The organism is Kitasatospora sp. NPDC004669 (assembly GCF_040609455.1).
Lineage (GTDB): Bacteria > Actinomycetota > Actinomycetes > Streptomycetales > Streptomycetaceae > Kitasatospora.
In genome coordinates this window covers 1-1,820 of record NZ_JBEXKB010000207.1, presented here as the reverse complement: position 1 = coordinate 1,820, position 1,820 = coordinate 1, and the positions used below count along the sequence as shown (strand labels likewise).

General features: G+C 66.0%; 3 protein-coding genes. 1 reads left to right on the top strand and 2 read right to left on the bottom strand.

Features of this window, described 5'->3' with window-relative positions:
- Nucleotides 1-203, bottom strand: a 203-nt coding sequence (locus ABZW30_RS46915) for a DUF664 domain-containing protein (protein WP_355677425.1), incomplete at its 3' end; no start/stop codon positions are given.
- A gap of 273 nt (nucleotides 204-476) precedes the next feature.
- Here ABZW30_RS46915 and ABZW30_RS46910 point away from each other — a divergent pair.
- The gene (locus ABZW30_RS46910; protein ID WP_355677480.1) at nucleotides 477-1,370 is read left to right on the top strand and encodes a DUF1963 domain-containing protein; all 894 of its coding nucleotides are present in this window, start codon (nucleotides 477-479) and stop codon (nucleotides 1,368-1,370) included.
- Between the two features lie 16 nt (nucleotides 1,371-1,386).
- Here ABZW30_RS46910 and ABZW30_RS46905 read toward each other — a convergent pair whose 3' ends face one another.
- Nucleotides 1,387-1,635: a transposase gene (locus tag ABZW30_RS46905; protein WP_355677481.1), complete on the bottom strand. Its 249-nt coding sequence runs from the start codon at nucleotides 1,633-1,635 to the stop codon at nucleotides 1,387-1,389.
- Nucleotides 1,636-1,820 lie beyond the last annotated feature (185 nt).

Below are 1,820 nucleotides of genomic sequence, written 5' to 3'. Positions count from 1 at the left end.
GGGGAAGGGCGGTCGAAGACCTCGCCGAAGTACCTGGCCTCGACGGTGGCCACGTGTTTGACCAGGCCGAGGAGGTTGGTCCCGGTCGCTGTCAAAGGTCGGCGGGCGTCGTATTCGGACAAGCCGTCGAGTTTCCAGAGCAGCGCCTCGCGGTCCCGCCGCAGTCTCCCGTGCAGGTTGTCTTTCGCGAATTCATCGATCATGCGGCATGAGCCTGCCATGGGCTGCTCGTGGTCTCAAGATCCCGTACGTGGTCCGCAACGACTGGCAGAGCCGAGGCCTGGCCATGGCCGCCGCCCTGACCTGCTACTGAACTTGAACTCGTGATGTCGGGTGTTGGCAGGGCCGACCGCGTAGTGCCTTCCGACCGAGATCGGGGCCTGCTGGTGAATCCGACGGACCATGCGGCTACTCTCGGCGCACCGCGACCCCGGTCGTGGCCAAGCCGCCGCTTTGGTCTGTGAGGAGCACGTCCGATGGCTCGCACCACCCCGCCACGTCCGCTCGATGTCGAGGCACTGTTCCCTGAGGTGGCCAGCTATCGGAAGACGGCTGTTCGCCTGCATCCGCGCCTCGGCAATCCGAGCGCGCGGGAAAGCTCGCTCGGCGGACCCGTGCTCTGGCCGCTCTCGGAGCCCTGGCCTCACTGCGAGGACGACCACCCGCGCACGGCGTTCTCCCCTCCCGGCCAGGGACCGATTCCGCTCATTCCGGTCCTTCAGCTCTTCGCGGCCGACGTGCCTGACCTGGCCTTCCCCGGTGTCACTGATCTGCTGCAGGTGCTGTGGTGCCCCTTCGATCACGAGGAGGGCTATGTTCCCCGCCCCGAGATCTATTGGCGGGAAAGCTCCCTGAGCGACCTGCGGCCGGCCAACCAACCCCGCCCGACCGGCGCTGACAACGACTACCTTCCGCACCCGTGCGTCCTGCATCCCGAGCCCGTCACCGACTACCCGAACTGGGACCTCCCGGACGAGGTCGCCGACGCGCTCGAAGTCAGGTTCGAAGAGCTGGAGGAGAAAACTGGCTGGTCTTACTGGTCCCACCTCTCCGTGTCGGACGGCGTCAAGGTCGGCGGTTACCCGACGTGGACGCAGGAGCCCAACTGGCCGACGTGCCCGACATGCAGTGTGCAGATGGAGCATCTCCTGACGATCGGCAGCTCAGAGTTCGATGGAGAGAGCTGGCGCACGTGGCTGCCCATCGAGGACACCCCGGCCACGGGAACCATCTGGGACCTTCCATACGAACAACGCACCGAGATCCAGTGCCCCCCTGGGCTCACGCTCGGCGACATGGGCGGCATCTACCTGTTCGAATGCACCAGCTGCCCCGACAGGCCTTTCGCGTACCGCTCAGACTGTTCTTGACCGCGCGCTGCTTCGATCAAAGGGCCAGACCGGTGCCTACGTGGCAACCGTCGATCACCCCGGGGCGGTACTGCAGCATCTTGAGCTTGCGCTTCACGGCCCGAGTGATCTGGCCGAGGTCGGCGGCGGCGAGGTTGCCGATGTCGCGCTTGACCAGCGACCACACACCTTCCTGCGGGTTGAGGTCCGGAGCGTAGGTGGGCAACTGGAACACGGTGAGCCACTCGGCGTTCGCGGCAATGAACTCCCGCATGCCGGCCGTCAGGTGCAGGCGGATGGCTGTGCAGGTTGTCTGGGCGTGCCAGGCCGTGGGTCACGTCCACTGGAGTGGTGTATCGACGGCCACTCGGTGATTCGTTACTGACTTCGGCTCGTCAGGGTGACGTTGGGGTGTCGGGGGTCAGGCCGGTGCCGGCTATGAAGCCGTCGAGGGTGTCGGGCTGGTACTGC

What these genes read in the sequence shown, in the direction of transcription:
- ABZW30_RS46910 (WP_355677480.1), top strand. Translation starts at nt 477, where the DNA reads ATGGCTCGCACCACCCCGCCACGTCCGCTCGATGTCGAGGCACTGTTC.